This is a genomic window from Virgibacillus salexigens, from assembly GCF_014905415.1.
GTDB classification, from domain to species: Bacteria; Bacillota; Bacilli; order Bacillales; family Amphibacillaceae; genus Virgibacillus; species Virgibacillus salexigens.
The window spans coordinates 82,665-106,847 of record NZ_BNEO01000004.1; the positions used below are offsets into that span (position 1 = coordinate 82,665).

19 protein-coding genes, 1 riboswitch and 1 other annotated feature are annotated in these 24,183 nt (G+C 36.6%); of the genes, 15 read left to right on the forward strand and 4 right to left on the reverse strand.

Annotated elements, in window-relative coordinates; all coding sequences use genetic code 11:
- Positions 1–33: 33 nt before the first annotated feature.
- Genes JKP73_RS16160 through JKP73_RS16170 form a run of 3 tightly spaced genes read left to right on the forward strand, consistent with a single transcriptional unit; the run spans position 34 to position 2,097 of the window.
- On the forward strand, positions 34–1,635 hold the full coding sequence (locus JKP73_RS16160) for a fatty acyl-CoA synthetase (RefSeq protein ID WP_021292055.1): 1,602 nt from the start codon (positions 34–36) through the stop codon (positions 1,633–1,635).
- A 60-nt stretch (positions 1,636–1,695) separates the two neighbouring features.
- Positions 1,696–1,836: a small, acid-soluble spore protein L gene (sspL, locus tag JKP73_RS16165; RefSeq protein WP_021292056.1), complete on the forward strand. Its 141-nt coding sequence runs from the start codon at positions 1,696–1,698 to the stop codon at positions 1,834–1,836.
- Between the two features lie 3 nt (positions 1,837–1,839).
- On the forward strand, positions 1,840–2,097 hold the full coding sequence (locus tag JKP73_RS16170) for a sporulation protein (protein ID WP_369759896.1): 258 nt from the start codon (positions 1,840–1,842) through the stop codon (positions 2,095–2,097).
- A 537-nt stretch (positions 2,098–2,634) separates the two neighbouring features.
- On the opposite strand, the gene JKP73_RS16180 is transcribed toward JKP73_RS16170, so the two are convergent.
- Entirely contained in the window at positions 2,635–3,393 is a 759-nt protein-coding gene (locus JKP73_RS16180) for an arylamine N-acetyltransferase family protein (protein WP_021292058.1), read from the reverse strand.
- A 155-nt stretch (positions 3,394–3,548) separates the two neighbouring features.
- Between JKP73_RS16180 and JKP73_RS16185 the strand changes: the two genes are divergently transcribed.
- The 3 genes from JKP73_RS16185 (at position 3,549) to JKP73_RS16195 (ending at position 6,129) form a co-directional block, all read left to right on the forward strand.
- Positions 3,549–3,920 (forward strand): VOC family protein, encoded by a 372-nt coding sequence (locus JKP73_RS16185; RefSeq protein WP_160807374.1) that lies wholly within the window; start codon positions 3,549–3,551, stop codon positions 3,918–3,920.
- 74 nt (positions 3,921–3,994) lie between these two features.
- A riboswitch (purine riboswitch) is annotated at positions 3,995–4,096 on the forward strand.
- Positions 4,097–4,249: 153 nt separating this feature from the next.
- A complete protein-coding gene (locus tag JKP73_RS16190; RefSeq protein WP_160807373.1) occupies positions 4,250–4,837 on the forward strand; it encodes a xanthine phosphoribosyltransferase in 588 nt (195 codons plus the stop codon).
- Positions 4,834–6,129, forward strand: coding sequence for a nucleobase:cation symporter-2 family protein (locus JKP73_RS16195; protein ID WP_021292061.1), 1,296 nt, complete (start codon positions 4,834–4,836; stop codon positions 6,127–6,129). Before JKP73_RS16190 ends, JKP73_RS16195 begins: the two co-directional genes overlap by 4 nt.
- Positions 6,130–6,371: 242 nt before the next feature.
- Here JKP73_RS16195 and JKP73_RS16200 read toward each other — a convergent pair whose 3' ends face one another.
- Positions 6,372–6,860, reverse strand: coding sequence for a superoxide dismutase family protein (locus JKP73_RS16200; RefSeq protein WP_021292062.1), 489 nt, complete (start codon positions 6,858–6,860; stop codon positions 6,372–6,374).
- 211 nt (positions 6,861–7,071) lie between these two features.
- Here JKP73_RS16200 and JKP73_RS16205 point away from each other — a divergent pair, with 211 nt between their 5' ends.
- Positions 7,072–8,511, forward strand: coding sequence for an MDR family MFS transporter (locus JKP73_RS16205; RefSeq protein WP_038245700.1), 1,440 nt, complete (start codon positions 7,072–7,074; stop codon positions 8,509–8,511).
- 37 nt (positions 8,512–8,548) lie between these two features.
- Here the strand turns inward: JKP73_RS16205 and JKP73_RS16210 are convergent, their stop codons facing one another.
- The gene (locus JKP73_RS16210) at positions 8,549–9,502 is read right to left on the reverse strand and encodes a DMT family transporter (RefSeq protein ID WP_021292064.1); all 954 of its coding nucleotides are present in this window, start codon (positions 9,500–9,502) and stop codon (positions 8,549–8,551) included.
- 169 nt (positions 9,503–9,671) lie between these two features.
- Between JKP73_RS16210 and JKP73_RS16215 the strand changes: the two genes are divergently transcribed.
- Positions 9,672–10,652, forward strand: coding sequence for a phosphotransferase (locus JKP73_RS16215; protein ID WP_021292065.1), 981 nt, complete (start codon positions 9,672–9,674; stop codon positions 10,650–10,652).
- A gap of 709 nt (positions 10,653–11,361) precedes the next feature.
- On the opposite strand, the gene JKP73_RS16220 is transcribed toward JKP73_RS16215, so the two are convergent.
- Positions 11,362–12,297 (reverse strand): NADP-dependent oxidoreductase, encoded by a 936-nt coding sequence (locus JKP73_RS16220; RefSeq protein WP_160807371.1) that lies wholly within the window; start codon positions 12,295–12,297, stop codon positions 11,362–11,364.
- Positions 12,298–12,378: 81 nt separating this feature from the next.
- Between JKP73_RS16220 and JKP73_RS16225 the strand changes: the two genes are divergently transcribed.
- The 7 genes from JKP73_RS16225 to carB all read left to right on the forward strand — a co-directional run bounded on the left by JKP73_RS16225 (position 12,379) and on the right by carB (position 23,953).
- Positions 12,379–12,885, forward strand: coding sequence for a DNA-deoxyinosine glycosylase (locus JKP73_RS16225; protein ID WP_021292068.1), 507 nt, complete (start codon positions 12,379–12,381; stop codon positions 12,883–12,885).
- 791 nt (positions 12,886–13,676) lie between these two features.
- Positions 13,677–13,946, forward strand: a binding site (T-box leader).
- Between the two features lie 52 nt (positions 13,947–13,998).
- The gene (locus tag JKP73_RS16230; protein WP_021292069.1) at positions 13,999–14,841 is read left to right on the forward strand and encodes an SAM hydrolase/SAM-dependent halogenase family protein; all 843 of its coding nucleotides are present in this window, start codon (positions 13,999–14,001) and stop codon (positions 14,839–14,841) included.
- Positions 14,842–15,121: 280 nt separating this feature from the next.
- A complete protein-coding gene (locus JKP73_RS16235; protein ID WP_160807370.1) occupies positions 15,122–17,305 on the forward strand; it encodes a YhgE/Pip domain-containing protein in 2,184 nt (727 codons plus the stop codon).
- Positions 17,306–17,398: 93 nt separating this feature from the next.
- Positions 17,399–17,890: a DinB family protein gene (locus tag JKP73_RS16240; RefSeq protein WP_031335724.1), complete on the forward strand. Its 492-nt coding sequence runs from the start codon at positions 17,399–17,401 to the stop codon at positions 17,888–17,890.
- A 530-nt stretch (positions 17,891–18,420) separates the two neighbouring features.
- Positions 18,421–19,377, forward strand: coding sequence for an alpha/beta hydrolase (locus JKP73_RS16245; RefSeq protein ID WP_234447129.1), 957 nt, complete (start codon positions 18,421–18,423; stop codon positions 19,375–19,377).
- Between the two features lie 275 nt (positions 19,378–19,652).
- Complete coding sequence (locus tag JKP73_RS16250) at positions 19,653–20,750, forward strand: carbamoyl phosphate synthase small subunit (RefSeq protein WP_021292073.1); 1,098 nt, start codon at positions 19,653–19,655, stop codon at positions 20,748–20,750.
- A complete protein-coding gene (gene carB / locus JKP73_RS16255) occupies positions 20,729–23,953 on the forward strand; it encodes a carbamoyl-phosphate synthase (glutamine-hydrolyzing) large subunit (RefSeq protein WP_200411550.1) in 3,225 nt (1,074 codons plus the stop codon). The genes JKP73_RS16250 and carB overlap by 22 nt, the downstream gene beginning before the upstream one ends.
- The last annotated feature ends 230 nt before the right edge of the window (positions 23,954–24,183 follow it).

The window sequence follows — 24,183 nt, forward strand, 5'->3', positions numbered from 1 at the left end:
TTATATAAATTTTATCATTTGAGGGGTGAGTAAATGAACACGCAGGCAAATGTACATGATGAAATGAAAATGATTCAACGTGCAAGACGGAACACGCTTAGTGATATACTCTCACGGACAGCAGCTAGAATGCCAGATAAAAACGCAATCGCTTACAATGGGGTGACAGTTACGTACAAGGAATTAGATACACTAGTAACTCTCACAGCATATGGTTTTAAGAGAGATGGGATGGGTAAAGGAGATATGATCATTGTCATGTCGAAAAACAGCTTGGACTTTGTGATAGTCAATTTTGCTCTTGCACGTATTGGGGCAGTGATGATCCCAATTAATTATATGTTGAGTACAACGGATACAGCTTACATTATTGAACATGCGAAAGCTTCGGGATTTATCGCATCTAAAGCGTACGCGGATGTACTAGATATTTCAGCGAAGGAAAAAGCGAAAGAAATTAAATATCGGTATATAATGGAGAACAGTGAAGACCAGGTAGAAGGATGGAAGAACTTAAAGGATATACAAGATGGGCACAATTCTAATGCAAAGATTGAAGTTGAAATTGCTGATGATGACCTCTGTCATGTGTTATATACAAGTGGTACAGAATCACGGCCAAAAGGGGTTATGCTCACGCATAAAAGCATCATGAACGAATACGCAAGTTGTGTTTTCAGTGGAAAAATGGAAAGCGATGACATTATGATTCATGCATTGCCACTATATCATAGCGCGCAATTACATGTATTTTTAGGTCCGAGTATATATATTGGATGCAGTAGTATCATCCTTGAAAAAGCTACTCCGGAGTTGATTCTTAAAACAATTGAAGAAACTGGTGCATCACAGCTATTTTGTCCTCCTACTGTATGGATAGCGATACTCCGTCATCCTGATTTTGAGGTGCGAGATTTATCTACACTAAGAAAATGTTATTATGGCGCAGCAATTATGCCAAGAGAAATACTAAAAGAATTGTCGAGTCGATTGCCAAACGCAAAATTCTGGAACTTATATGGTCAAACAGAGGTTGCACCACTAGCCACTGTCTTGCAACCGGAAGACCAGTTAAGAAAGATTGGTTCAGCTGGAACGCCATCCTTATATGTTGAAACAAGAATTGTGAACGACCAGGATGAGGAAGTTGCCCGTGGAGAAGTTGGTGAGATTGTGCATCGAACACCACATGCAATGAAGGGGTATTTATATGATCCAGTTAAGACTCGTGAAGCCTTTCGGAATGGTTGGTTCCATAGTGGTGATCTAGGAAAGATGGATGAGGAAGGGTATATTACGATTATTGATCGTAAGAAAGATATGATTAATACGGGTGGAATAAATGTTTCAAGTAGAGAGGTAGAAGAAGTAATTTATCAATTGGAAGGAGTATCAGAGGTCGCTGTTATAAGTATTCCGGATCCATACTGGATTGAAGCGGTTACGGCAATTATTGTCCCCAAAAAAGATGTAACGTTATCGAAAGAAGTGGTTGAGCAATTTTGTAAGGAGCATTTGACCAGATTTAAAGTTCCTAAGTATGTGACCTTTACAGATGCATTGCCAAAGAACCCGAGTGGAAAAGTACTTAAGCGTGCACTACGTGATCAGTATGAAATATTAAATAAAAAGTAATTCTTTATCGTAGGCATACATTACAGTATTTTTGTCAGACTATAAATGGAGGTGTTTTTTATGACTAAAGAAAAAGAACCATATCAAAAACGAAATGCACAAACAAGTGTAAATCCACAAGGCTTATCAGAAGATACGGCAGATCAACAACCTAAATCACAATTAGAACAACGAGCAAAGAAAAAGAACACAAAAATTTAAGAGGTGAAGAAGATCGACCATACATTAAAATATCTTAGAGAATCCTTGTCTAACTACATGGATAATGCGTATTGTCAAACGATCGTAGGAAAAATGGAACAAGGTCATTTTGCAAGTGAAGTAGCCTTTGTTAAACAGTTGAGTGAAGAAGAATTAACGTATTTAAATGATGTATTGGAAAATGAGATAAATTATGCAAAAGAAGTACAATTCGATAATCGCGTAAAAGAATTAACAGAAGTCTACGAACAATTATTTTGAATAATCCTTCTTTGAATTTAGGATAATTTTACCATTGATTATTCATTTCATAACGTATAATATAAATATTACAAGCTACGTTGTACGTATTTAATTAAGTTTTAACCTCTAATGAATGAATAGGGAGTTTTACATCGGAATTCTAATGTCGAGCCGTCCATGAACGGAAGGCAGGACAATTTCTGCAAACACCCACTTAGCGAAGTGGTGGTTTAAAACTTTTTATTAGATAATACGGCAAATGTGGCCTGTTACTATTATACGTAAATAAAGTAGACCAGTTTCTAATGAAACTGGTCTTTTTGGTTTCCTTAGTAATTATAAATTTTACGACTGTGGTATGGCTGATGCGACCAACGAGCCTAACGAGTCTTCTCGTACTTATTCGCTGAAAACAAAGCATAAAATCGAACAGGTGCCATACTGATGATCGTTATGCAGCAAATTCTAAGGAGAATCTCGCTTTTTAGCGGTCAGTGATTAGGTTGCTCTTATTAGAACAGCGTCAAGCGCTTGGTTGGTATCCATATGAAAAGCTTATATATTTGTGATTCCAAAACGCTCTTCAGATAACTGCTTGAACGAATGCGTATCTAATTTTAGTTTATTCTTTTTCCCATTTTTTATTTCCGTGAATGTATCTTTTGTTAGTGTAATGTGCCCTTCTTCCGTTAGTTTAGATAGTAATACGCTATGATTGAATGGAGAATTAGGATGAGAAGTAATGGTTTCTCTTACTTGATTAACATCATTTTCGTCTACAGCGTTTGTAAAGAATGCATATCCTGCTTGAATGAGATCATTCTGATATTTCACTAGTTGATAATCACCTCTATCTGTATGCTTTTGAGTGATTTGAAAATCTCCTGTTGTTGCATGGATTATCTCGCCGCTAAGCGGAATTGGCTGCAATGCTAGATGCGAACCGAATCCAACATCAACAATATACTTCCGTTGGTTAATAGATAGAAGGTTGGCAATATGTGTCCCTTTGATCCCGTTTTTAGGTACAGTAATCGTGGCCGTAATCATTTGTACATCAAATCCCAATTCTTTTAGTAAATAGTAAAAAAACGGATTTAATTCATAGCAGAGTCCACCCCGCTGCTGATTTATTATTTTCTGTTGTAAATTGGTGCGGTTAATAGTCAATGCCCGTTTATTGATAACATCAATGTTTTCAAAGGGAATATGCCTGGCAAATTGGTGCATGAGTGTGGATATATTGTTGAAATCAATTCGATTTGATTGCTCATAGTGGATACGTTGAAAAAGTTTATGAGTAAATTCGTTCATTATAAATCACCTCTCTCACACTAATCATAAAACATAGCTAGGTACTATGAAACCTATTCAACCTATATATAATAAAATCTGATCATATTGGATTTGAAACGGATATTAGCATTTGTTCTCACATTCACTTAATCTATTACCAGGGAGGGATTACATTGTCTTTTCAACTGGAATGTTTTGATCATGTTCAACTAGCAGCTCCATGTAATGGAGAGGAGCAAGCAATTGCATTTTACCAAGGGATTTTAGGAATGGAGCTGATCGATAAGCCAGAACCATTACGAAAAAATGGCGGTGTTTGGTTTCAAGCAAGATCGCTACAAATACATGTTGGTATAGAAGATCCGTTTAAACCTTCTAGAAAGGCACATCCAGCTATTCGTGTTCAACATATACAGGAGTTAAAAAACCGATTCGTATTGAGTCAAATTAATGTCATAGAAGATCAATTATTGCCTGGAGCAAATCGATTTTATGTAGTTGATCCATTCGGTAATCGCCTTGAATTTTTAGAATGGAAAATATAGCCTATCAAAATTATTGGAATGTTAGTTTTATTAGGGAGGGGGTTGTTAAATCACACTCACATGCTATACTAATTACATTCAAATAATTATTTTTTCATATAATCGCGGGGATATGGCCTGCAAGTTTCTACCGGTTTACCGTAAATGAACCGACTATGAAAACGTACTGGAAGAGGGATATTGTATGTGCTTATTGCAATGCAATTTCTTTCGCTATTTCGACTGTATTAAAAAGTTCGAAAACCAGCTTCCGTTCATGGTTCTTACGGAAACTGGTTTTCGAACTTTTTTATTATTGTCCAACATCACTGCTAGAAAGGAAGATTTTCATGGAAGCTTTAAAGCAAAAGATCTTATCAGAAGGAAAAGTTTTGTCAGAATCCGTTTTAAAGGTTGATTCGTTTTTGAACCATCAAATAGATCCAGAATTGATGCAAGAGATTGGTAGGGAATTCGCTGATCGTTATGCTGATGCTGGAGTAACAAAAATTTTAACATTAGAATCGTCGGGAATCGCTCCAGCTGTTATGACGGGGTTAACGATGGGGGTACCGGTGATTTTTGCCCGCAAACGAAAATCATTAACATTAACTAATCATTTGTATTCTGCTGAAGTATATTCGTTTACTAAAAGGGAAGCCAATGAGATTTCTATTTCTCAGGATTTTATTACGAGTGAAGACACCGTATTAATCATGGACGATTTTTTGGCAAATGGACAAGCAGTAATAGGCATGATTAATATTCTACAACAAGCAGATGCCCAACTTGCTGGAATTGGAATTGTGATAGAAAAAGGATTTCAAGAAGGTGGAAGAAAAATTCGTAATCAAGGGTATCGGGTAGAAACACTTGCGAACATTGCAGAGCTCACCGACGGGAAAGTGACGTTTATGAAGGAGGAAAAAGTCGTATGAAAAACGCAACTTTAGGGTTTCAACACTTGCTTGCTATGTATGCAGGAGCTATCCTCGTTCCGCTAATAGTTGGTGAAGCGCTCGGATTAACTTCTACACAATTAACGTATTTAGTGGCAATCGATATATTGATGTGTGGGGTTGCTACGATTTTACAGGTACTTAACAATCGTCTTATTGGAATTGGTCTTCCAGTTGTTCTAGGTTGTACGTTTACTGCAGTAGGACCAATGATTGCGATAGGCGGTCAGTTTGGTGTTTCGGCAATTTATGGAGCTATTCTTGTATCGGGTTTAGTGGTTATATTAATTAGCGGTGTTTTTGGTAGTTTGGTACGTTTCTTCCCTCCGGTAGTAACTGGTTCCGTAGTAACGATAATTGGGATAACATTAATCCCTGTTGCAATTAACAATATGGGAGGCGGAGAAGGAGCAAGCGATTTTGGTTCCTTAGCGAATATTGGTTTATCTTTTGGCACCTTATTTTTTATTATTCTGTTATATCGATTCACAAAAGGATTTATTCAATCTATTTCTATTCTATTAGGATTAATTGCAGGAACAATTGTTGCTTCTATTATGGGAAAAGTAAATTTACAGTCTGTTGCAGAAGCTTCCTATTTTCATATGCCTCATCCATTTTATTTCGGTACACCAACTTTTGAATGGTCAGCGATTATTACCATGATCCTTGTAGCTATCGTATCATTAGTCGAATCAACAGGTGTCTATTTTGCGCTTGGAGATATGACGAATCGTAAATTAAAAGGAAAAGATTTAGCAAAAGGATATCGAGCGGAAGGGGTAGCTATTTTATTAGGTGGAATTTTTAATGCTTTCCCATATACCGCTTTTTCACAAAATGTAGGACTAATGCAAATAACAGGTGTAAAGAAAAAGAAGGTTATTATCATTATGGGATGTATGTTAATTGTTCTTGGTCTGATTCCAAAAATTGCTGCATTAACCACAATTATCCCGTCGGCAGTATTAGGCGGAGCTATGATTGCAATGTTTGGAATGGTGATTTCACAAGGAATTAAAATGCTAGGCCCAGTAATTACAGAATCATCCGAAAATGCAATGATTATTGCTTGTTCGGTTGGTATGGGCTTAGGTGTAACAGTGGTTCCGGAGTTATTTGCTAAACTTCCTGATAGTATTCAAATCTTAACTAGTAACGGCATTGTTGCTGGAAGTATAACAGCAATTTTATTAAATATTTTATTTAATATGCTGTCGCAACGAAAAGAAAATAAGTCGGTAGTATTAAAAGAACAAGAGGCATCTTAAACGTAAAAGATAAGACAATAACAGAATACCATCTGTACTCAGCTTGTAGAGAACCCCCTGTGTTTTTCTACAGGCTTTTTAACTGGATGACGTATGTCGTTCTCTTGGTTATGGAAAAAGACGCTCTGTATCTAGCTAAGTTAAGCTAGATACAGAGCGTCTTTTTATATGTTGCTAGGTAGCTGTTATTCGCCCCTATTCATTTTTATATTTCAGATTCTGTATAATGCTTAAAAGTTAGATTACCTGCCTTGAATAACACCGCAAGCTAATCGTTTTCCTGCATCACCCGCTGGCTGAGTACGGTAATCATCAGGCGATTGATGAATGATGATTGCTTTTCCGATAACATCAGTTGGAAGAAACTTATTGGTGAAGAAGCAGATATACGCAAAGCCATTGTTGGAAAATAGAACAGGGAAATCACCAGCATGGTTACCATGTGGTTGATCTGTTGGATTCCAGTGCTCTCCTGCCTCTTGGAAAGGGTTTTGTTGATCACCTATTTGACAGCTGTCGTTTTCATGAAGATGAAATCCATGAGGCCCGATCGGTCTTCCGTCTCCTTGTCCGGCTTGATATGGCGGAAGCCCTTCGATTTGAGCACAAACCATGGTTCCGTTGTAGACTTGTTGAAACGTTACGAAACCGTTAATTTCAGGAGCTAAAGGGCCACCATTAATTTCAGCGAAAACTTGGTCCACTCGATGTGGGTAATAGTTATAATACATGTTGTACTCCCCTTTACATACTCACTTCGTTTTTATTCATTCTATGCTCTTGCCCATAAAGCTGTTCTCGCGTAAACGGTAATAATCAAATACGATTAACCATGTATGGATAACGCAGGCTAACTTATTGTAAAAAAAGATATATCTGTTAAAATGAAAGGTACTTTTTAAGAGGATTATACTTTAAATTTCAACGAATAGGGGGGAAAAAATGAAACAAAACGATATAGACAATTTAGGAGAAATAAATAAACTACCAATCGTCATCGTACTCATAACAGGAGCTTTCTTGGCAATATTAAATCAAACGCTGCTGGCGACAGCGATCCCTCATATCATGACGGATTTACAATTAACTGAGAACACGGCACAATGGGTGACTACGATCTTTATGCTAGTAAATGGGATCATGATACCGATTACTGCCTTTTTAATAGAAACGTTCACAACTAGACGCTTGTTCATTACAGCAATGAGCATATTCGCATTAGGGACGCTCATATGTGCATTATCACCAAACTTTCTCTTATTGATGGTCGGTAGGATTATTCAAGCTGCAGGTGCTGGAATTATGATGCCTTTAATGATGACGATATTCCTGTTAATTTTCCCAGTTGAAAAAAGAGGGACGGCAATGGGAACAGTTGGATTGGTTATCGGTTTTGCTCCGGCTTTAGGGCCTTCTATTTCAGGGTGGCTAGTCGAGCATTTTCCGTGGCGATCATTGTTTTATATTGTGTTACCTTTAGCAATCATTGATATTATTGTCGCTTATTTTGTAATGAAAAATATTACAAAGCGTACATTTCCAAAAGTTGATATCCTTTCTATTATTTTTTCAACACTTGGTTTTGGCGGTATTCTATATGGATTCAGCAGTGCGGGAAATATCGGCTGGTCTGATCGAGTAGTAATTATTTCTTTACTAGTAGGTTTCATTTCATTAGGCATTTTTATTACCCGTCAATTTAAATTAGCACAGCCCATTTTAGAATTTAGAGTATTTCAAAATAAAATTTTCACCATAACGATGATCATAGGGATGATTGGATTTATTGGACTTATTTCTGCAGAGACGATACTTCCTATATATATGCAAAACATGGCAGGTTTCTCTGCTTTTGAGTCTGGATTAATGATCCTCCCTGGAGCTTTACTGATGGGAATTATGTCACCAATTAATGGTAGGATCTTTGATAAATTTGGCGCGAGGTATCTTGTTATTATTGGTCTTTTATTACTGACGATAACATCGTTTCTTTATACTAATTTGACGCCAGATACCTCTTTCGCTTATTTAACGGTTGTATTTGCGTTAAGAATGTTTGGGATATCGATGATTATGATGCCTTCTACAACAGCTGGATTAAATCAATTATCCAATCGTTTAATTCCACATGGTTCAGCCATGACAAATACAATGAGACAGGTCGCTGCATCGATTGGAACGGCATTATTAATCACAATCATGACTGCTTCTACATTAAATAGTGGTAGTCAAGTTACTGCTATAGATCAAATTCATGGTGTGAATATCGCTTTTTATGTAGCAACGGGCATTTCGTTTATTGGTTTAGTCCTAGCTTTTTTTATTAAAGATAAAACACCAACAGAGAATAAAACAAATGCTGTACGACAAAAGGAAGCCTAGAAAAAAGGATGATCTCAGCGGTGAGAATCATCCTTTTCTAATTTATTCCTGCTTTTTTTGGCGTCCATTTTTGTTTTCGGTCACTAATAATAGATAGCAAACTATGTAAAATCATTCCGATAATTACGAATGAAATACCAATATAAGATAATGCTCCTGGCATGGGAACACTTAAAAATAATAATTCTCCACCTAGTACAAAAATTACTTCTCCAGATTGTGTAGCTTCTACTCCAGCGAGTTTATGGTTATCATGCTGTACTTGCTCTGTGGCATAAAAGAAAAGAGCTGTAGCTATAATGCCAGATGAAATGGCAACAATGAATGTCTGCACAAGTTGACTTGAATCAGGGGCTCCGTGAGATAAAAACCCAAAAACTGATAGGAATATCCAAAATGGCATGGATGCAATTGTCATACCGAGGATACGTTGAAAGGTATTTAATTCCCCTTTCACCATTAACATCATTTTTCGGTTTCCTAATGGATAAGCAAATGCTGAGATAAGAATTGGCACGACACATAAAATAACACTTAACCATGATACAGCAGATGCATGTTCAAATTGGATAAAGAACACCCCAACGATAATAATGAAAGAGATAACTACTGCACGATAAGGAATACGCTGTTTCACTTTTTGATTTAATAATGGAACGAGGATAGATCCTGCAATAATCGTTAATTGAAATGTCGCTGCAACTAGCCACCCTGGTCCATATATTGTAGCAAAGGTTAAGGGTGCATAAAATAAGCCGAAACCGACGGTACTCCATAGAATCCATGGCCATGGATGAGATCTTATATGTGTAAGGACAGGTTTGACATTTTGTTGATAGCCAACAATAATGAATAACATAGGAAGCATAAATAGAAAGCGAAGGGAAGCGCTCCATGCCCAACTGCCCCCTTCTAATTCCATCGAACGATTTAAAATGAATGTAACCGAAAAGAACAATGCCGCAAATATACCGATCAGTATTGCTTTCATGACGTCACCTCGATACAGATATGTACCATCATAACAAATACCGAAGTGTTTTGTGTGAAAATTTATAAAAAAAATGAACTAATTTTGCTTGTGAAATTTTATTAAGACACGTTACGCTTGTTAGAGAAGTTAGTAATAACAATGTTTGATGATTTTTGGGGGTATAGATATGACAGCGGTCCAACCAAAACATACGTTAATAACTGAGGCATCCATAAAGGGATTAATGCATACCTATGACATTGGCCACGTGGATGAATGTATCTTTCTGACAAGAGGATTAAATGATACATATCGAATAAAAACAGCTAATGATTACTATATATACCGCGTTTACCGTCATGGATGGAGGGATTATTCCTCTATTCAGTTTGAGGCGGACGGGCTACAGCACCTGAAACAAAGGCGATTTCCTGTATCCTATCCGATAATTAAAAGTGATGGAACGATGATTAGTACCATAGAAGCCCCTGAAGGGACGCGGTATGGTGTGCTTTTTACATACTCTCCAGGAGAACGTCCCACTATCCAGCCAAATCATGCTGGGAAAATTGGGGAATTACTTGGTAAGATGCATAGTCTAACCGACGACTTTCGTTCATCAAATTATCGGGGATTTAAATTAGATGAATCCCATTTGCTCGATGAACCGTTATCACGAATCAACCCATTAATTAAAGCATATTTAGGAGAGGAAGCTGAAGAAGAAATAGCAAATGCAGTAAAGAATATAAAAAAAGAACTATCTAATAAGAAACTTGAAGTTGGATTTTGTCATGGTGACTTTCACAATCATAATATGCATATAAACCAAGGGAATCTCGAAGTGTTTGATTTTGACTGCAGTGCAATTGGGTATAGAGCTTATGATATTGCAGTTGCCTGGTGGAATATAAGAAGCAATTATCAAAGTGAAGAAAAAGCTTGCTGGAATGCTTTTCTGTCTGCTTATTTAGAGGAAAGAAATTTATCCGATGATGATTTTCAAAGTTTGCCGCTATTTATAACGGCTAGAAGAATTTGGCTGCTTGGGGCAATGCTGGAAAATGATGATGTCTGGGGGAGTAATTGGATAAATAAATCGTCTCTCGAATTATTCATACTACAGATTCAATCGGATCGAAATAGGGAAGAGAATAGAATAAGATAAGTTAAAGGGAGTGATAACAAATTGGTGTCTTTACCAACATGGATTTGGGTCTTTTATTTTATTTTCTTGGTTTTTACATTAACTACAGCTTTAATCAGTAATTTTAAAAATAGGTCGATTTCATATGCCTACACAGCAATTATCTTATCGTTCGCCGCCCCGTTATTTTCATTTTTGTTTTCAGTGGGAAGACCAGAGGGTGTTCATTCGATTAGCTATGTTTTTTCACAAATTTGGAATGGAAACCTGTTTGCTTTAGCTATTGTGTTAGCAAATATCTATCTACTATTTTGGGATGGACTTTTTATCAAGAATTATCGGGATCAGCTTATAAGGTATTACCATAGAGTACTCAAAAAAATACAAGATACGGATATACTGAAAAAACGTGAAAAATCACAATAATAGATAAATTATTAACACCAATACGTAGGATTGAATTTAATTAATCTCTACAGTTGAAAAAACGCCATGAAAAATATGGAATGCTTTTCGCGGGCGCGGTCTGGAGCTAAGTCGGTATACAAAAATCGATCATCTGTCTGCATCTCTAGATACTTGTTATTGCAGCTGGAGTTCCCTTTATTTTATTTACAATACTTACAACGGTATCCATAGTAATCATCAGCGTTTCAGAAAAAACCAAACGAATATTCAAGTATCATTCGTTTGGTTTTTTTCTTTATTTAATTACTTTTGTGTCTCAAAACTACTTTATTTTTATAATTATTTTTCCTTTTGCATGATGTGTTTCACTAAGCTGATGGGCTTTCTGTAGACCTTCCTCCGTAAGAGGGAAAGTATGGCCAATGGTAGGTTTTATTTTTCCTTCTTCAAGAAGTTCCGCAATTTCTGCTAATTGTTTGCCGTTTTCTTCTAACCATAAGAATCCTGCAACAATACCATTTTCACGTGCTATATCTTCATCAGGTGGTTCCGCGATAGAAACAAGTTTTCCTCCCTCTTTTAAAATTTGAAAACTCTTCAGCTGTATATCTCCACCCATTGTATCCACAACGATATCATAATCTGATAAAATTTCTTCGAAGTTTTCTGTTTGATAGTTAATCAAATGATCTGCTCCTAATTCTTTTACCAGCGCTTCGTTTTTTTCGCTAGCGGTTGTCGCCACATACGCACCAAAATACTTGGCGATTTGGATAGCGAAGCTACCTACACCGCCTGAACCAGCATGAATCAATACGTTGTCTCCTTGCTTGATTTTGGCAAAGTCTACAAGGCATTGCCAAGCAGTTAATCCAGCCAATGGAACACCAGCCGCTTCATCGAACGTGATGGAGGAAGGTAGTTTGGCTAATCGTTTCTCATCTACTGCTGTGTATTCTGCATAAGTGCCATTAGCTGTTGTGGCGGGTCTTGCAAATACACGATCTCCAACTTGAAATTGAGTCACTTCTTCTCCTACTTGTTTCACAATCCCTGCTGCATCCCAGCCTAGGATAATAGGGAAGTCAAAATCAAACTTCTCCTTTAAATAGCCTTCACGAAGTTTCCAGTCAATTGGATTAACGGCTGTTGCGTGCAATTCAACCAAAACTTGATTATTCTTTATAGTAGGTAAGGGTACTTCTTGTTCTTTAAGTTGTTCCGATTTACCATAATTAGTGATAACAATTGCTTTCATTTTTAACCCTTCTTTCATAGCGTACTATTTATCATTTTCCCGATTCTATTTTCGTTAATCATAAATAAGAGGTGATTTTTTTTGGAAACGTTAACTTCATTTGAACCAATCTTACCTTCTGATCCTATTGTTCTTATTTTAGGATCGATGCCAGGTGGGATTTCATTAGAAAAGCAAGAATACTATGGAAATCCTCGAAATCATTTTTGGAAAATCATGTTTACTTTATTTGATAAACCTTTAAAAGAGGATTACCATGAAAAAATAAAACTCTGCAAACAGCATCAAATCGCCTTGTGGGATACAATTGCAAATTGTTATCGTGAAGGTAGTCTCGATGCCAATATCAAGAAAGAAGTCCCTAATAATATTTTAGAGTTGTTAGATAAGTACCCAACAATTAAATTAATCGCTTGTAACGGGGGGAAATCGTATCAAACGTTTAGGAAGTATTTTTCAACGGCGTTAATTAAACCAGTAGATGTAGTTAAGTTACCTTCAACAAGTCCGATTCCTGGGAGGTACACGAAGTCATTTTCAGGAAAACTGGAAGAATGGAAAGTTATTCTTTCATATCTTAGCGAATAGTACAAAAACAAAGCGAATAACCCTCAAAAAATCAATATTTATGTCGATTATCTATGTCAAAATAGGGTATAATAATAATACTTAGATAATTCATTACATTTAACTTGATTATGAATATTTTTGATGGAAACGTAATAAGATTACATTGGTTGTTTTTTAAGTAAAGGTTATGGCGAGATAGAGGTTGGGGACGGCAAATGAGTCGCAAGCGGCAACTTGCGACTCAGACAGAGATATCCGCAAGGAACGGCGACATTGCAACATAGGATACAAACGCATCTCACCTGATCCTTGTTACTATCGTCGACAGGGTGCTTACTTGTTTTCTCGGCTATTTACAATCAACAATACAAGCGTGGCGAACGAGAACATCAGCTCAAGTGTCTTGTCAATTGGTATCAATTTTTTTCAGCCCCTTTCCCTTAGGGGATTACCAGTCGCCAAGTATAAGAAGCCTTTTCACTAAGCTTCCATCTTACACCCTGCATATCCTGTCCCCACCATTATACTATAAATAATGTAATAATTGTGGAAATTATTAGGAAATGGTATAAAATTCACAGATTTCAGTTTTTTGAGTATAAACTGCCTATTCATGGACAGGCTTTCCATGGGTTAGAAGCCCTGTGAAACAAGTATGTGTAAAGGGTTACAGAGATTATATTGGTAGTATTAATCGACGATAATTATGTTACGGGATGTGAATATTTGCTTAGTTCCTGTAATATTTTGAAAAATTGATACTTGATTTATTTTTCTATATTACGTATACTATTTGTAAATTTAGCAATTAAAAGGCGATGACAGAGAAAAGTAGGGTTTGAATTGTTTATTCAGAGAGCTTCGTTTGCTGAGAAGAAGTTAAACGTCAAACTTGAACAATGGTCTCATAGAGCTTCGAACTGAACATAATTTTTATTATAAGTAGGTTGCGACGGGATTTGGTACTCGTTATTAATATCATAGTATCCATGCTAATATAGCTAGTGTACTTATAAAGGCTATTTATGTAATTAAATAGTGAAATAAGGTGGTACCATGTTACAAACCACGTCCTTATCGATTCTACGGTAAAGACGTGGTTTTTTAGTTAATCATATTGGAGGGGTTCACATGTTTAAGCAACTTGTATTACAAACAGACTTTGGGGTGAGTGATGGAGCAGTTAGTGCTATGTATGGGGTAGCAATTTCAGTGGATCCTGAAGTTCGAATCTTTGATTTGACCCATGACATACCACCGTATAATATATGGAATGCTTCTTATCGTTTGTATCAAACAATTTCATATTGGCCGAAAGACACCGTTTTTGTATCTGTCGTAGATCCTGGGGTAGGGACGAACAGACTGAGTATCGTTATAAAAACGACAGATAATCATTATATTGTAACACCTAATAATGGGACACTAACCCATATAAAAGAACATATTGGAATAAGAGAAGCACGAATTATTGATGAAAATGTAAACCGTTTACCGCAATCTGGAGATTCTTATACATTTCATGGTCGTGATGTGTATGTCTATACAGGAGCAAGATTGGCGTCTTCTGTGATAAATTTTGAAGAAGTGGGTCCAGAAATAGATGTAGACACTGTAATTAGTTTACCTAAGCCAAATCCAACGGTCGAAAATGGAGAAGTATTCGGACATATTGATATATTGGATGTGCGGTTTGGCAACCTTTGGACGAACATTGATCGAGAATCTTTTGAAGCGGCAGGAATAGCGTATGGTGACTTGTTAAATGTGAGAATTACCAACAATTCTCATGAAGTATATAATAATAGCATGACATTTGGACGTTCTTTTGCTGATACTCAATTAGGGGAACCATTAATCTATGTAAATTCATTAGACAAACTCGGTGTTGCATTAAATCAAGGATCGTTTGCAAACGCATATCATATTGGTACAGGAGCTAGTTGGAAGATAAGCATATCTAAAACAGTATAGTCACATATTTTAAGAAACTGGATAGAGATTGTCCACATAAGTATATTAAATATATTGACCTGCTAATAAAAAGCAGGTCTTTTACATATTCCTATAAGTATCCCGTTGTATCCGGTTGCATTCATTTACATATCACAAAAAGAATATTGTGAATACAATATCTTCCTGAAAATGGCTGGATTTACTTCTACAACGTTGTTATAATCATCCATTATATTATCGTTTTTTTGCCCTAAGATGAATAGTCATTCATTTATTATGTAAAAAGAGGTTGAGTTGTATGAAAAACAGCTTTAGAATTTATTCAAAAGATATAAAAAACATTGCTACAAATTGGGTAGCGGCTATTTTAATTGGTGGATTGATATTATTACCATCATTATATGCATGGTTTAATATCAAGGCATCATGGGACCCGTATGGACAGACAGATCAAATTCCTATCGGTGTCGTTAACGAAGATGCAGGTGCAACCGTTCGGGGTCAGCAAATTCATGTTGGAGATGATTTAGTTGCAACGCTCAAGGAAGATAAATCAATGGATTGGCAATTCACAGATAGAGATACTGCGATGGAAAAAGTAGAATACGGAGACTATTTTGCAGTTATTGTTATCCCCAAAAATTTCTCAGAAAAACTAGGCACCGTCGTTGAAGATGAACCAGAAAAAGCGGATGTTGAGTATTATGTGAATGAGAAGGTTAACGCCATTGCTCCAAAAATCACAGAAAAAGGTGCTTCCGTGATCGTGGAACAAATTAGTAGTAATTTTATTTCCACTGTGAATGGTGTCATTTTTGATATGTTTAATAATCTTGGTGTTGAATTAGAGAAGGATTTACCAGATATTAAGCGGTTTGAAAATTATATTTTTGAGATGGAGAAAAAGTTACCGGAAATCCATGATTTGCTAAATCAGTCATTAACAGATGCGAGTAGTGCACAGAATATTATTAATCAAGCTCAAGCATTAGTACCAGAAGCTGAACGTGTCACTGGCGAGGGAATGCAAACGATTGATAATACAACCGAATTTCTTAATAAAGCAGAAACGCGATTAGAAGAGATGGCACCCAAAATTGAAGAAGACTTAAATCGCGTCCAAGAAATAGCTAATAAAACAAATAATTTTATACAGGATATCCAACATTCAGAAATTGATTTTAGTAATGGGGAAGAGCTTACGGATCAAGTGAATGAACAGGTTACGCAAGCTATGCAAAGAATAACGACGATTAATCAGGCATTAGATCAATTGCAAGAGCAAAATCAGGATGATCAGTCGGGAGATACAGGGAATGGTGCAAATAATGAAAAAATTGATCAAGCACAACAACAGTTAGAGGAGCTGCAACAGCGTCTAAATGAGGTGCAAACAAAAAATGAAGAAGTTGCTGCTTTTATCACGGATAAACATGCAGAAGTACAACAAACAATTGCAGAATTACAAGAGCTGTCAAGTAATGTTTCAACAAGTATAGATGATTTTGTTAAAGAATATAAAGAGAATATTGAACCGACGGTTATGGGGGAAATTGATCGCGCACAGTCTACATTAGCAAATGCACGAGGAATATTGGTAGACATTCAAAATACAATTCCTGAAGTAGAGCGAATTCTTTCCAATACGGAAGGGAGCTTAGGAGAAGGCGAAGATATACTGGAATATGCACTTGGAGAGTTTCCTTATGTAAATAGTAAAGTGAATGAATTAGCAGATAGGATTCGAGAAATACAAGGAGAAACGGATATTAATGAGATAATTCAACTATTACAGAATAATCCAGAAGCTGAAAAAGGTTTCTTCGCTGAACCTGTTCAATTAAATGAGAACAAATTATTTCCAATAGAAAATTATGGAACAGGCATGACACCTTTTTATACGGTATTAGCAATTTGGGTGGGCGGCTTATTATTGATATCTCTACTATCAGCAGATAGTCATCGATCAGATGACTTTACGGGTAGACAAATTTATTTTGGTAAACTATTTACCTTTATAACTATTGGTTTATTGCAAACAATCATTGTCACAAGTGGCGATTTATTATTATTAAATGTTGGCGTTACGCACCCATATTGGTTTATTGGATTTGGTTTACTTATCAGCATGGTATTTATGATGATTATTTACACGCTGGTCTCTGTGTTTGGTGATGTTGGTAAAGCCATGGTTATTGTACTATTAGTGTTACAAATTGCTGGAGCAGGCGGCACCTATCCAGTCGTCTTGCTGCCAGAATTCTTTCAAGTTATCCATCCATTTTTACCGTTCTCCTATGGCATTGATTTAATGCGCGAAGCTGTAGGGGGGATTGTATGGGATAGGGCCACCAAAGATATTCTCTTCCTATGTATATTCGGAGGGGCAGCAATTATCATTGGCGCCTTCTTAAAACCAATAATTAATAAACAAACAAATAAACTAAAAAAGAAATCAGACGAATCCGGGCTATTTCACTAGAAGCTAAATTAGCTTTATTAAATTCGTTAAGGAAGAAATAGCGAAAAGCTATCGAATTTTATCGTTTCGATTTATAATTGGTTGAAGGAGTTGATGATGGTGCAAATAAACGAACAGGCACGTGAAACGTTGTTGTCTGAAGTAAGTGGACTAACAGATGAACAATTAAACCTAAAACCGTCAACTGATCAATGGTCAGTGAAGCAAATTCTTGAGCATCTTTTTTTAATGGAAGCAGCCATTACAAAGACAATTCAACAACAAATAATTCTTGGTGATACGAAAACAGTGGATGAGAAACCCATTCATTTTACTGTTAATCGTTCTGTTAAAGTAGACGCTCCAGAATTTGCTATACCAAGTGAAGCATTTGCCACCTTGGAAGAAATGAAACAAAAGCTTGCGGCAAGTCATGAAGGACTACAAAATTTAGAAAAGACAGCAGATAAGAAGACATTAAGGGAGAAAGCATATCCGCATCCTGCTTTTGGTGAGCTAAGCTTATATCAATATATTCCGTTTGTTGGCTATCATGAAATGCGGCATATTGAACAATTGAAGGAAGTAAAAGCAAAGATGAACTAGAATAGAGACTGAGACAAAAAGTAGCTTATTCCTATCATAATCCGAACGATTTCACTCGAATCCGTTCGGATTACTTGTTTACATAAAACAAGTTCTATTATTGCTTCGTCAACATACTTCGCTTTCCGCGGACACGGTTTCACCTTCCTTGCCTCGGCAGGTGGATGCCGTCATTATCCGCAAAGGACGAGATTCGTTGCCCCTCATCTGAACACTTTCCTGAGGGATCTTCCACTCGTGCTGTTTTGCTTCGTATGTTAACGGCACCCTTATCAGTGTTTATTTCATTTCATTCCTGTTTTATCATTTGGCTTTTGGTTACCTTTTTTAATTGTGTCCGGCCCTTTTTAGATTTTATTTTACATATCGTCCTGCTCCACATGAAAAAAGAGGTACAGAAGCTTTTTAGATTGGAGTGAATATAGTTTGTTTGCTTTATTGTAAACAAGTACCAATGAAAAAAGGTTATGATGAAACTTGTTCTCCTGTATAATAGAAAGGGTAATGCTTTAAAAGGGAGGAGAGCGAGTTTGAAGAAAAAAACATGGATTCGGATAGGGATCGGACTACTTGCGATCCTTTTAGTAATAGATATCATAGCTAGTTTTTATTTTTATAATTTAGCGATCGCTCGTAATGTGAAAGATTTTCTTCAAGACAATTCGGATTTAGAGGTTTCAGCTGAAGCTTTAGATGAAATGCTAGAAGGAGATTGGAGGGATTGGGTTCGCAACCAAGATTTTGAAACTTGGAAAATGACATCTTACGATGACCTTCAATTACAAGGATATTACTTAGAGGCAGAGGAAGAAACAAATAAAACGGTTATATTTGCACATGGATATCTAGGTAATGCTATGGATATGGGGATGTTTGGGCAATATTATTATGAGGAACTAGGTTATAATATGTTTACGGCTGATCTAAGAGGTCATGGCGAAAGTCAGGGAGATTATATAGGGTTCGGCTGGCATGATCGTATTGATTATTTGGACTGGATTAATAGAGTAATTGAAGAGCAAGGGGAAGATACGGAAATCATATTACATGGTGTTTCTATGGGAGCTGCTACCGTTTTAATGGCAAGTGGTGAGGAATTACCAGATAATGTGAAGGCAATTGTTGCAGATAGCCCATATACAAGTGTTTACGATATGTTCGATTATCAGATGGATCGGATGTTCCATTTGCCAGCGTTTCCTGTCTTACCAAGTACGAGTGTTATTACGAAAATGCGAGCAGGCTATGGTTTACAAGAAGCCTCTGCGCTTAATCAAGTGAAGAAATCAGAAACGCCAATCCTTTATATTCATGGGAATTCAGACACATTTGTCCCTACTAGGATGAGTCAGGAATTATATGAAAATACGAAAAGTGAAGCGGATTTAATAACATTTGATAATGCTGGCCATGGAGAAGCATTTGTTACCCATAAAGAAAAATATATTGATAAATTAAATCGTTTCTTAGAAAAATATATTAATTAGTCATTTGGTTTCCTGTGATAACAACAGGAAACCTTTTTTATACGATGTCTCCATGAATGGAACGTTTTCTTTCGTACAAAAAGCAAATAAAGGATAAAAGGGCTGTTTTTCAGCCCTTATTGTATTTTTATTCCTTTTATATGCAAAAAAACGCATAAAATAGATGTTATTATGAATAATTATAAAATAAAACTAATAAATATGCTTGATAAATTGATGGCGGAAAACTATAATAGTCAATAATTAAAAAAATATAGTATAGGGGTGAAAGATAAATGACAAAAGGATATCTCGTGTTAGAAACTGGTGAAACATTTACCGGAGATTGGATAGGATATGAGAGCGAGGTTGCTGGTGAAGTTGTGTTTAATACCAGTATGACTGGATATCAAGAAATGCTTACTGATCCATCTTATGCTGGTCAAATACTAACTTTATCTTACCCCATTATCGGTAATTATGGGATAAGTTCATATAACTATGAAAGTAATACGGTTCAAGCTGCTGCCGTAATATTAAATGATGTTTGTGATGAACCGAGCCATTTTGAATCGGAGATGACTTTATCACAGAATTTAAAAGCAGCTGCGATACCAGGGCTTAAACATGTAGATACGCGATCGCTTGTTTCAACTATTAGAAAATATCAAACTGTTAAAGGAAGAATTGTGTTAGAAAAGGTTTTTCCTGATTATATACATAAGTTCAATATTCCGAACAGTCGTACTCTTGTTGAACAAGTCAGTGTGAAACGGCCAGTTGTAATGGGTAGAGGAAACTGTCATATTGTATTGATTGACTTTGGGTATAAAAAATCAATTGTTGAAGCTTTAATTCATGAACATTGTAAGGTGACAATTGTACCGAACTCAACTTCTTATAACGAGATTGAGGAACTATATCCTGATGGAGTTATCATTAGCAATGGTCCTGGAGATCCCAAAGATTTACATGCACATTTTCCACTAATCAAACATCTTTCTGAAAATTATCCAACTTTAGGAATATGCTTAGGCCACCAATTAATTGCTTTAGCCTTTGGTGGCAGAACAGAAAAAATGCCATTTGGCCATCGTGGAGCTAACCATCCTGTGAAAAATCTAGTGACAGGAAAAGTGAATATGACGTCACAAAACCATGGATATGTAGTGTTAGCTGATGGTATAAATTCAGAAGATTTTCAACTGCTTTTTAAAAATGTGAACGATGGTTCGGTAGAAGGAATGAAGCACAAAAAATTACCAATTACATCGGTTCAATTTCATCCAGAAGCACATCCAGGTCCCAGTGATACGGAATATATTTTTACTGATTTTATCGAAACAGCAAGATTATCAGGGGGGAAACAGGTATGGGAAAGCGTACAACTTTAAAGAAAGTACTTGTAATTGGATCAGGACCTATTGTGATTGGTCAAGCGGCTGAGTTTGATTATGCTGGTACACAAGCTTGTTTGACATTGAAGGAAGAGGGAATTGAAGTCATTTTAGCTAATAATAATCCTGCAACAATTATGACAGATAAACAGATAGCGGATAAAGTATATATGGAGCCGTTGAATGTAGCGACGCTTGAAATTATTATCGCAAAGGAGAAGCCAGATGGATTGATTGGTACTCTTGGCGGTCAAACTGGATTAAATTTGACGATAGCTTTACATGATAAGGGCGTCTTAGCTGAACATCAGGTTGAAATCCTTGGTACATCTGTAGACTCTATTCAAAAAGGAGAAAGTAGAGAATTATTTCGTCAGTTAATGCTAGATTTAAATGAACCTGTTTCCGCGTCAAAAGTAGTGGAAACTGTCCAAGAAGGTGTTGACTTTGCTATCGAGATTGGATATCCGGTTATTTTACGTCCAGCATATACACTTGGTGGTGAAGGTGGTGGATTTGCATACGATGAATCGGAACTGCTTAATCATCTGCAGAAGGCTCTAGAGTTAAGTCCCATTCACCAAGTATTAGTTGAAAAGAGTATTAAAGGTTGGAAAGAAGTTGAATATGAAGTCATGCGGGATGCAAATGATACTTGTATCATTGTGTGCAATATGGAAAATATGGATCCGGTAGGTGTGCATACTGGAGATTCCATGGTAGTGGCACCATCCCAAACATTATCTGATACACAGTATCAATTGCTGCGTGCCTCTTCATTAAAAGTCATCCGGGCACTTGGGGTTGTTGGTGGCTGTAATATTCAATTTGCCTTAGATCCGAATTCAAATGAATATTGCATTATTGAAGTAAATCCCAGGGTTAGTCGCTCATCTGCTCTAGCATCTAAGGCCACTGGTTACCCAATTGCTAGAATTGCTACGAAATGCGCGCTTGGATATCAATTGGATGAAATTAGTAATCCAATTACGGAAAATACATATGCATCATTTGAACCTGCGCTGGATTATGTCGTCGTCAAGCTACCTCGATTCCCCTACGATAAATTTACAGAGGCGGATCGTACGTTAGGTACACAAATGAAGGCCACTGGCGAGGTAATGGCAATTGACCGTACATTTGAGGCAGCTTTAAATAAGGCTGTACGTTCGTTGGAGATGAATGTTTATTGTATGCATTGGCCTAAAATGCATGAAAAAACGCCAAAGCAACTGTTGCAACTTCTGGAAGTACCAAATGATTTACGATTGTTTGCTATTTATGAGGCTCTAGAACGAGGTTATTGTATTGAGGAACTGACTCAAGTTACTCAAATCGATCCATGGTATTTGCGGAAAATGGAGAGGATCTTTTATTTAGAACAATTAATTACAAATGAAACCATTACATCTATTTCGAGAGATACATTACAACAAGCCAAACGTTTCAATATCAGTGATGAACGTATTGCTGAGTTACTGAACACTACTGCCACCGTCTTACGGCAGAAATATCAGTACATGCAAATGAAACCAAGCTACAAATTAGTAGATACGTGCGCAGGAGAATTTGATGCAATTACTCCTTATTATTACTCTACTTGGCATGGGCAGGATGAAGTGTCAGTAAAATATGATAAAAAGAAAATTCTTGTATTGGGTTCTGGTCCAATTCGTATCGGACAAGGCGTTGAATTTGATTATTGTTCAGTACATGCTGCCATAGCGGTAAAGGAGCTTGGATATGAAGCAATTGTGATGAATAATAACCCTGAAACGGTGAGCACAGATTATTCAGTTGCTGATCGATTATATTTTGAACCATTAGCTTTAGAAGATGTATTATCGGTTGTATATAAAGAAGCAGTGGATGGAGTACTCGTTCAATTTGGAGGTCAAACGGCTATCAACCTAGCGAATGGTTTAAAAAAAGAAGGGGTTGAGGTTTTAGGAACAGCACCAGAAAATATCGATCAAATGGAAGATCGTGAACAATTTTATCAACTATTAGATAGCTTATCTATTGACCATATTAAAGGGCATATTGTTAAGAATATAGATGAATTAACAGTATCTACGAAAGAATTAGGTTTTCCCGTGCTTATTCGCCCTTCCTATGTAATTGGTGGGCAATCCATGTTTATTTGCTATAACCAAGAAGAATTGTATCATTTTGTTACGCGAATACAATATGACACCAATGATCGTTGTTGGCCACTACTGATCGATCCTTATCTGCCCGGGAAGGAGTGTGAAGTTGATGTTATTAGCGATGGAAAAGACATTATTATTCCAGGGATATTTGAGCATGTAGAAAAAGCTGGAGTTCACTCAGGTGATAGCATGGCAGTGTTTCCGCCATTTTCTTTAAGTGATTCTGAAAAACGGAAAATCACAAATATATCACAAACCATTGCTCAGTCAGTTCCGATTGTTGGGATGATGAATATTCAATTTGTCATTTTTCATGATACCGTTTTTGTATTAGAAGTAAATCCTCGTTCGTCACGAACAGTTCCTTTTATTAGCAAAGTAACAGATATTGCAATGATTGAACTTGCCGTAAATGTACAATTGGGTCAAACAATACAAAACTTGGCACCCCAAACTGGCCTTTGTAGCGAACCGCATTATATTTCTATCAAGGCTCCTGTTTTTTCAGCTGGAAAGTTAAAGGGAGTTGATCACCTTTTAGGTCCAGAAATGAAATCGACTGGTGAAGCAATAGCGATGTCCAAATGTAAAGAAAAGGCTTTTGCAAAATTAGTTTCAAATAATCGTCCATCTAATCCAATTATTTTTGCTTCAATTGCTGATCGTATGAAGGAAGAAAGCCTTGCCTGTTTTCAAAACTGTGCTGAAAAGGGAGCTACTATTATAGCAACGAAGGGGACTGCTAACTATCTAATTTCACATGGTTTACCCGCAGCTTCGGTTCTGAAAGATAGAGAGCGTATTTACGAATCATTTGAAAAAGAAAAGCCTGACATGATCGTAAATATTCCTGAACAAGGAAGGGAGAAAGAGAAAATAGGTTTTTATATTCGAGAACTTGCTACACGTTATCAAATACCATGCTATACAAGTTTGGAGAAATTTAAAGCAATGTACCTAGTTGGATCTGCTGCTGTTAACGATGATGTGTATGCTTTACAAGATTATCTTAATCGTATTCCTAAGAAAGCATCTATTCTTCGTTAAAAGTCTCACTTCTTATAATTCTTTATAACTGATACATAAGTGCAGTAAAAGGAAGAGAAGAAAGCAGACCATAAGTTAAAGAGACGAGGACCAAAGTAGCTTATTTCTATCATCATCCGAACGATTTCACTCGAATCCGTTCGGATGATTTATTTACATAAAACTGGTTCTATCATCGCTCCGTCAGGATACGTCGCTTTCCACGGGTGCGGTTTCAGCTTCCTTACCCT